The sequence below is a fragment of the uncultured Abyssibacter sp. genome (assembly GCF_964000955.1).
Taxonomy (GTDB): Bacteria; Pseudomonadota; Gammaproteobacteria; order Nevskiales; family OUC007; genus Abyssibacter.
The window spans coordinates 1-7,887 of record NZ_CAXFCL010000023.1 but is presented as its reverse complement, the minus strand read 5'-3'; the positions used below and the strand labels follow the sequence as shown (position 1 = coordinate 7,887).

7 protein-coding genes and 1 pseudogene are annotated in these 7,887 nt (G+C 64.1%); 3 read left to right on the top strand and 5 right to left on the bottom strand.

The genetic code is table 11. The features are described from left to right. From ABNS06_RS00760 to ABNS06_RS00750, 3 genes are all read right to left on the bottom strand, one after another. Positions 1–228: hypothetical protein (locus ABNS06_RS00760; protein ID WP_348671995.1), on the bottom strand; the 228-nt coding region annotated here is incomplete at its 3' end. 56 nt (positions 229–284) lie between these two features. Further along, positions 285–1,223 carry a metalloregulator ArsR/SmtB family transcription factor gene (locus ABNS06_RS00755; RefSeq protein WP_348671994.1) on the bottom strand — a complete coding sequence of 313 codons (939 nt, stop codon included), beginning with the start codon at positions 1,221–1,223 and terminating at the stop codon, positions 285–287. Positions 1,224–1,280: 57 nt separating this feature from the next. Continuing rightward, positions 1,281–2,303 (bottom strand): phasin family protein, encoded by a 1,023-nt coding sequence (locus ABNS06_RS00750; protein WP_348671992.1) that lies wholly within the window; start codon positions 2,301–2,303, stop codon positions 1,281–1,283. Between the two features lie 141 nt (positions 2,304–2,444). On the opposite strand from ABNS06_RS00750, the gene fadB reads away from it, so the two are divergent. The 3 genes from fadB to ABNS06_RS00735 all read left to right on the top strand — a co-directional run bounded on the left by fadB (position 2,445) and on the right by ABNS06_RS00735 (position 6,228). Next, a complete protein-coding gene (fadB, locus tag ABNS06_RS00745; protein ID WP_348671991.1) occupies positions 2,445–4,598 on the top strand; it encodes a fatty acid oxidation complex subunit alpha FadB in 2,154 nt (717 codons plus the stop codon). Positions 4,599–4,682: 84 nt separating this feature from the next. After that, positions 4,683–5,843, top strand: coding sequence for an acetyl-CoA C-acyltransferase FadA (fadA, locus tag ABNS06_RS00740; RefSeq protein ID WP_348671990.1), 1,161 nt, complete (start codon positions 4,683–4,685; stop codon positions 5,841–5,843). A 109-nt stretch (positions 5,844–5,952) separates the two neighbouring features. Beyond that, on the top strand, positions 5,953–6,228 hold the full coding sequence (locus tag ABNS06_RS00735; protein ID WP_348671989.1) for a hypothetical protein: 276 nt from the start codon (positions 5,953–5,955) through the stop codon (positions 6,226–6,228). Between the two features lie 82 nt (positions 6,229–6,310). Here the strand turns inward: ABNS06_RS00735 and ABNS06_RS00730 are convergent, their stop codons facing one another. After that, complete coding sequence (locus ABNS06_RS00730; RefSeq protein WP_348671988.1) at positions 6,311–6,664, bottom strand: EF-hand domain-containing protein; 354 nt, start codon at positions 6,662–6,664, stop codon at positions 6,311–6,313. A 404-nt stretch (positions 6,665–7,068) separates the two neighbouring features. Then, positions 7,069–7,887: pseudogene (locus ABNS06_RS00725) on the bottom strand (aconitate hydratase); the annotation flags it as partial.

Below are 7,887 nucleotides of genomic sequence, written 5' to 3'. Positions count from 1 at the left end.
GATGGAGGACAGGATGATTTCCTTGGTCAACCACAGTGCGTAAAGCGGTATCCGGTGGGTCAGCCGCAACGGCACCATCTCGTGATCGACGACCGCCATGCGATTGGCGATCCAGAGGACCAATGCGACCGATGCGGCGCCAAAGCCCAGCAGCAGCGCGGTGTAATGGCCGGACAGCACCAGCCAGAACGCGATCAACAATAGGCTCAGACTGGCCAGGTAGCGCATTGCTTGGTCATTCCAGTCGTGTGATCCGGGGCCGCTCCACCTGACACACAGTCCCCTCAGGCAGGCCTGGCCACCGCAATCACGACTTCGAAGTAAGGAGGTCGTTGTTCTCGCGAACCGCTACGGCAAGATACAACACGCAATCCTTGCCCCTCAAGCAATTCGCGCAGTTTCGGTTCGCTAAAGCCTTGATTTACATGGTCGTACGCGCGCGTGGTCGCCGCGTGCTCGTGTGCGCAAAGCGTTGCGACAACAAGCGTGCCGTCGGCGCGCAGTACCCGCGCGGCCTCGCCGATCACCGCGCCGGGATCATGGGCGTAGGTCAGCGCGTGCATGCAGAACACCACGGAGAAGCGCGCGGCTTCGTAGGGCAGCGCATGCATGTCGGCCTGCTCGAAATGGACATTGGCGTGATGCGCGAGACGTCGCCGGCCCGCCTCCACCACGTTGCGACTCAAATCCACGCAGGTGACCGAGCGCGCGTGATTGGCCAGCAACTCGGCCAGTACGCCATCGCCGGAGGCGATATCGAGCACGTCTCCCAGTTCCAGCAGTTCGATCAGGGCGCGTGCCGTGGCTTCCCAGGTGCGGCCGGGCGAATAGTGCAACTCCATCCGGCCGGCCACCGAATCGGCCCAGGACAATGTCGCGTGCCGGCTGCGGATCACCTCGCGGGCGCGTTCCAGATCGGCGCCGATCTGGTCGTCGTCCAGCCGGGACTTCATTGCGCTCCACAACACCCCGGGCAGGCTGTCGCCCACGTCCGGTGAAAAGGAGTAAAGCGTGCTGGCGCCCAGGCGGGAGTCGGTCAGCAGTTGGGCATCACGCAGCTTGCTGATGTGAGACGACACCCGACTCTGCGCCAGACCGGTGACCTGGGTCAGCTCCGCCACCGACAGGGCGTCGCTTTCCAGGACCGCGAGCAGGCGCAGGCGTGTGCCGTCCGCCAGCAGGCGGCAGGCTTGAGTCAGGGCGTCGAGGGAACCGGTTTCCATGGGCTGGCATGAAAAAGCCCGGTCTGGAACCGGGCCTCTTCAAGCTCCGAGGTCGACTCAGGAATCCGGTGTCGACTTGCCGGCCGTGGTCGCTCGCTTGACGCGCGAGGAAGTGCCGGTCGTCGTCTTCTTGGCGGCAGGCTTCGCCGTTGCGGTCGACTTGCTCGCCGTGGTTTTTGCGGTGGTCGTCTTTTTCGCCGGCGCCCGCCTGGTCGTGGTCTTGGCCGTGGTGGATGCGCTGGCCGGTTTCTTCGCGGCCGGCTTCCTGGCGGCGGGTTTCTTCGCCGCCGTCTTCGGCTTGCTGGCCGCGGCGGCGGTCTTTGACGCGGCGGGGGAGGCGGTCTTGGCGGCGGGTTTCTTCGCCGGAGCCTTCTTTGCCGGTGCTTTTTTCGCGGTTGTCGTTGGTTTCTTCGCCGCGGTCGTCGTCTTCCTGGCCGTCGTCGCGGGCTTGGTCACCGTCTTCGTGGTGGCCTCGACCTGCTTGGCGGCGGCATTGACCGCGGACTCGGCGGCACTGCGTGCGGAACTGGTTGCGGCACGAACCTGCTTGGCCGCCGTGCTTGCCTGCTTCTTGGCTTCGGAGAGCTGTTTCTTCGCCGAGCTCTTGCCCTGAAGGTTGGCCGACAGCGCGTCGGTCAGCGCGACCCGTGTTTCCGTGATGATCTGAACGCTGGTCCGTGCGTTGGCGATGATCTGGTCGATGGTGGACTGCAACAGGTCCAGCTGGGCTTGAGCAGTGCTCTTCATGTCGCCCTTTTTGGTGCTGGCCTTGAGGCCGTCGACGATGGACTTGTAGCTTTTCTGCAACTCGTCCAGTTCGTGTTCGGCGAGTCGCTGTATGCCTTCATAGACGATCTTGTTGGCGCTGATCACGGTCTCGATCGCGATGCTGCGCACATCGTCCATCTGGGTCTTCAACTTCGCGAGCTTCTTTTTCGCGGCCATGGTGTCCCCGATCCTTGCGGTTACAGATAAGGTCGCGAGTGTAGGAGCGGGGAAAAAACCTGTCAAAACCGGACAATTCCGTGATCCGGCCCTGTTGCGACGGCCGATCGGGCCCGATGCGACGTCGGGTTGCATACGGGGCGGTACACCGCCCGCCGTGTCGCGGTTTACGCCCCTACAACCCGTCGATATAGTGGCCCGTCCCTCAATCTTGCGGAGGAGTTCGCCAGCATCGTCGGCGATCTCCAGGAATTCTCATATAAATAGGACAAGCCTATGATTTTCCAAGGAAAGTCGATTCAATGCCATGACCTTGGCGACGGCATCGTCGAATTGCGTTTCGACCGGGAAGGCGACGCGATCAACAAGTTCGATGCCGCCACCGTGAAGGAGCTGGGCGAGGCCACGCAGGCCATCGCCGATCACTCCGGGGTCCAGGGCGTGGTCGTGAGCAGCGGCAAGGACGTCTTCATCGTCGGCGCCGACATCACCGAGTTCGGCGAAGCCTTCTCCCGTCCGGAGGAGGAAATCATTCAGTGGTGCGCGGACTCCAACGCCGTGTTCTCCGCGTTCGAAGATCTGCCGGTTCCCACCGTCACCGCCATCAACGGCATCTGCCTGGGCGGTGGCTTCGAGATGGCGCTGTCCTCGGACTACCGCGTCATCTCCTCCAAGGCCGCGGTCGGCCTGCCCGAGGTGAAGCTGGGGCTGTTCCCGGGTTTCGGTGGCACCGTGCGTCTGCCGCGTCTGATCGGTGCCGACAACGCCATCGAGATGATCGCCGGCGGAAGCAACGTCAAGGCGAAGGCCGCGCTGGCCAACGGCGCCGTGGATGCGGTGGTCGAGGCTGACCAGCTGCTGGATTCCGCGAAGTCGCTGTTGTCCCGCTGCATCTCGGGCGAGATCGACTGGAAGGCGCGTCGTACCCAGAAGACCGGGCCGCTGACGCTGGGGCCCATCGATTCGATGATGGTGTTCGAGACCGCCAAGGGCTTTGTTGCCGGCAAGGCCGGCAAGCACTACCCGGCGCCGATGGAGGCAATCAACTGCATTCAGAAGGCGGCGGGCAAGGGCCGTGACGACGCGCTGAAGATCGAGCACAAGGGCTTCGTCAAGGTCGCCAGGTCCACCCAGGCCGCCGCGTTGATCGGCATCTTCATGAACGATCAGTTCCTGAAGAAGAAATCCAAGGGCTGGATCAAGCAGTCCAAGGAGATCAAGCAGGGCGCGGTGCTTGGCGCCGGGATCATGGGTGGCGGCATCGCTTACCAGGCGGCCAGCACCGGTACGCCGATGATCATGAAGGACATCAACAAGGCGGCGCTGGATCTGGGCCTGAACGAGGCATCCAAGCTGCTAGGCAAGCAGGTCGCACGCGGCAAGATGGACGCCGCCGCCATGGCGCACGTGCTGAACAACATCCGCGACACCCTCAACTACGGTGATTTCGGCGAGGTCGACATCATTGTCGAGGCCGTGGTCGAACGCGCGGACATCAAGAAGTCGGTCTACGCCGATGTCGAGAAGTACGCCCGTGAGGACGTGATCATCGCGTCGAACACCTCGTCCATCTCCATCGACGAGCTGGCGTCCGACCTCAAGCGGCCCGAGAACTTCCTCGGCATGCACTTCTTCAACCCGGTGCACCGGATGCCGCTGGTCGAGGTGATCCGCGGCTCCAAGACGTCGGACGAGGCGATCGCGGCGACCGTCGCGCTGGCCACGAAGATGAACAAGACGCCGATCGTGGTGAACAACTGCCCCGGCTTCCTGGTCAATCGCATCCTGTTCCCGTACTTCTTCGGCTTCGAGGGGCTGATCGCGGAAGGCTGCGATTTCCAGCGCATCGACAAGCTGATGGAAGGCTTCGGCTGGCCGATGGGTCCGTCCTACCTGAACGACGTCGTGGGCATGGACACCAGTCAGCATGTCGGTCATGTGCTGGCGGCGGGCTATCCCGATCGCATGAGCCCGAAGGAAGGCCAGAAGTCCTCGCTGGATCTGATGGTCGAGGCCGGCCGTCTGGGCCAGAAGAGCGGCTCCGGCTACTACAAGTACGAGCAGGACCGGAAGGGCAAGCCGAAGAAGGTCAAGGATCCGGAGGCCTACGAGATCATCAAGCCGGCCGTGCTGGAAACGCGGGAGCACACCGACGAGGAAATCGTCGAGCGTCACATGCTGCCGATGATCATCGAGACGGCGCGCTGCCTGGAGCAGGGCATTGTCGATACCGCCCCCGAGGCCGACATGGGCCTGATCATGGGTATCGGCTTCCCGCCGTTCCGCGGTGGTGCGCTGAAGTACGCTGACACGCTGGGCCTCGACAATGTGGTCAAGGCCTGCGAGAAGTATGCGTATCTGGGCAAGCTGTACGAGCCGACCGAGCGCATGAAGGAAATGGCCGCCAAGGGCGAGAGCTACTACGGCTGATGTGTCGTTCCGGAACGGGGGCGCGAGTCACCCGTTCCGGTCCGATCCGCATCGACTCAAGAATTTCATTATTGGAGAAACGTTATGACCGAAGTCGTCATTGTCGACGCCGTCCGCACCGCGATGGGCCGGTCCAGGAACGGTCAGTTCCGCAACGTTCGCGCCGAAGAGCTTTCGGCTGAACTCATCAAGGCAATCCTCGAGCGCAACGAGGCGGTCAAGCCCGCCGAGATCGACGACGTGATCTGGGGCTGTGTGCAGCAGACCCTGGAGCAGGGCTTCAATATCGCCCGCAATGCGTCGCTGCTCGCCGGGCTGCCGCACACGGTGCCGGGGCAGACCGTCAACCGCCTCTGTGGCTCTTCGATGTCCGCCATCCATATCGCCGCTAGCAACGTGCTGGCCGGGCAGGGTGATCTCTACCTTTGCGGCGGCGTCGAGCACATGGGGCATGTGCCGATGACGCACGGCGTGGATTTCAGTCCGGCGATCTCGCTGCAAACCGCCAAGGCCGCCGGCATGATGGGCCTGACCGCGGAGCTGCTGGGCAAGATCAACGGCATTTCCCGCGAAGACCAGGACCAGTTCGCGCTGACCTCGCATCAGCGTGCGATCGCGGCCCAGGCATCGGGTGTCAATGCCGATCAGGTCGTACCCATTCGGGCGCATGATCCGGCCGGCAACCTGTTCATGACCACCAACGACGAAGTTGCCCGGGCCGATGCGAGCCTGGAGGGCCTGGGCGGTCTGCGTCCGGCCTTCGATCCGCGTGGCACCGTCACCGCCGGCAACAGCTCGGCGCTGTCCGATGGTGCGTCCTGCGTGATGGTCATGTCCGCCGAGAAGGCCAAGGCGCTGGGCCTCAAGCCCATGGTCAAGATTCTGGGCATGGGCTGGGCCGGTTGTGACCCGTCGATCATGGGACGCGGGCCGGTTCCGGCAACCCAGCAGGCGCTGAAGAAGGCCGGCGTGGACCTGAGCGACATCGGTTACTTCGAGCTCAACGAAGCCTTTGCCGCGCAGAGTCTGGCCGTGCTCAAGGAACTGAAGCTGCTGGACAAGCAGGACGTGATCAACGTCCGCGGTGGCGCGATCGCGCTGGGGCATCCCCTGGGCTGCTCGGGCAGCCGCATCACTGGCAACCTTGCTCACATCATGCAGGAGAAGGATGCCGAGCTGGGCCTGGCGACGATGTGCATCGGCCTGGGTCAGGGTGTGGCGACGATTCTGGAGCGCGTGCACTGACGCGGGGTTCCACAACGTCTGGAGGAAAGCCCGCCGCGTGCGGGCTTTCTTTTGCGCGGTCGTGGGGACTTGTGTCCTAATCCGCGGATAGCCTCATCAGGAGCGTTTCATGAATCCGTCCGTATCCCCGTCCTCGCCCGGTGGCGTCGCGCGTGTCCTGCTCCCCACCGTTGCGCTGTTGCTGGTGCCGCTGCTGGCCATGCAGGTGACCGACGAGGTGGCCTGGGGGCTGATGGACTTTGTTGCCGCCGCTGGCCTGCTGCTCGGTGCGGGCTTCACCTACCAGTTTGTTGCGCGGCGCGTGTCCGGTCCGGGTGCGAGGCGGGTGGTCGGCACCGTCGTTCTGCTGGCGCTGGTGACCGTCTGGGTCAACCTGGCGATCTGAATCGCTGGCGACAACGGCATAAAAAGACCGCCGACGATGCGGCGGTCAAAGTCCCTTGGGGGGCTCGGGGAGGGAGGGGTCGCTACTCGGCGTAGACGTCTTCCAGCATGCCGGGCAGCCGGTGAAACTCGACGATACTGACGCGACGGTCGCGGTCGGTGTCGAGCACACCGAAATGCAGGTGTACGGTACGGCTCGCGGCGGTTTCATCGCCGGTCAGGTAGCCGTCACGGTTGGCGTCCAGCGCCTCGAAGGCGCGGCGCGGATTGTCCTGAAGATTGGCCATATGCAGCGGTGAACGCATCGCGTCGCCCGAGCTGCTGGCGCCGGCCAGGCTGGCCGACAGGGCGCCGGCGAATGCCAGCATCGGCAGCATCATTCCCGTCGCCAGGAACAGGCCGGGCAGGTGACGTTGAAGTGCAGATTGTTCTTCCATGTCTGCCAACCTCCATGCGCTGACCGGGTGGCCAACGTCCTGAAAATAAAAGGCCGTCCCTGGCCCTCGGGTTGTGCGGGTGCTTATCCGACGCCGGTCGGATCAGCGCCCACGTGGTGACGCGACCGAAATCGCTGCACCGGACCGGGCATCCTTGCCCGGCGGCCCGCATCCCAGCTCCATGTCTGGAACGCGGCCTTAAACGTTGCTTGCTGTTATCAGGAGCAAGCCGTGTGCCAAAAAAATACGAAAGGAAATCAGTAAGTTGCGTGGCCGGATTGTCGCCTTCAGGAGACGGCCATGCGGCAACTTGGAATTCCAAGTTGCGGTGCAACAAGGACTTAGCCGTGCGAGGCGCTGTCGTCGAATGGCAACAGCGGCGTGGCGCGTGTCGCTGTTCCCAGTCACCGATCGCGCTGCCATGGGATCAGGCCGCCGGCCGCCAGCACGTCGATTTGTCGACCGGACAGGCGGTGGGCGAGTTCCAGGGTCCGATCCCCGTCTTCCACCTCCGCAGTGACCCGCGAGCCGGCGCGTAGCTGGTCGTTCCAGTCGCCGATGACCAGAACCGAGCCGGCGCTCAGCGCGCTCGCGTCGTCCGGGTTCCGGAACGTCAGTGGCAGCACGCCGAAGTTCACCAGGTTCTGCCAGTGAATTCGCGCGAAGCTCTCGGCGACGACGACGCGCAGGCCCAGATGGCGCGGAGCCAGCGCAGCGTGCTCGCGACTGGAACCCTGACCGTAGTTGCGGCCGCCGACAATGGCGTGATCGCCCAGTTTCCGGGCCCGGGACACATAGTCCGGATCCACCGCTTCGTAGACGAATTCGGCGATGCGCGGGATGTTGCTGCGGTAGGGCAGCACGCGCGCCCCCGCCGGCATGATCTCGTCGGTGGAGATGTCGTCGCCCACGCAAAGCCCGACCGGCAGTCGGATCTGATTGTCCAGCGGTTCCAGATCGGGCAGGGATTCGACGTTTGGCCCCTTGTCCAGGTCGATGTCGCGGGCGATTGATCTGGGCAGCGGGGCGATCAGGTTGTCCGCGTTGATGATCGGGCTCGCCGGCTCCCGGATTTGCGGAGCACCGCGCTCCAGCGTTCGGGGGTCGGTGATCTCGCCGTGCAGCGCGCTGGCGGCCGCGGTCTCCGGGCTGCAAAGCCAGACCCGGTCCTCCCGCGTACCGGAACGCCCGGGGAAGTTGCGGGGTGTGGTGCGCAGGCTGTT

Bases quoted from the DNA above. Each gene is read 5' to 3' on its own strand.
- fadB (WP_348671991.1), top strand. From the start codon at position 2,445: ATGATTTTCCAAGGAAAGTCGATTCAATGCCATGACCTTGGCGACGGC.
- ABNS06_RS00735 (WP_348671989.1), top strand. From the start codon at position 5,953: ATGAATCCGTCCGTATCCCCGTCCTCGCCCGGTGGCGTCGCGCGTGTC.
- fadA (WP_348671990.1), top strand. From the start codon at position 4,683: ATGACCGAAGTCGTCATTGTCGACGCCGTCCGCACCGCGATGGGCCGG.
- ABNS06_RS00750 (WP_348671992.1), bottom strand. From the start codon at position 2,303: ATGCAACCCGACGTCGCATCGGGCCCGATCGGCCGTCGCAACAGGGCC.
- ABNS06_RS00730 (WP_348671988.1), bottom strand. From the start codon at position 6,664: ATGGAAGAACAATCTGCACTTCAACGTCACCTGCCCGGCCTGTTCCTG.
- ABNS06_RS00755 (WP_348671994.1), bottom strand. From the start codon at position 1,223: ATGGAAACCGGTTCCCTCGACGCCCTGACTCAAGCCTGCCGCCTGCTG.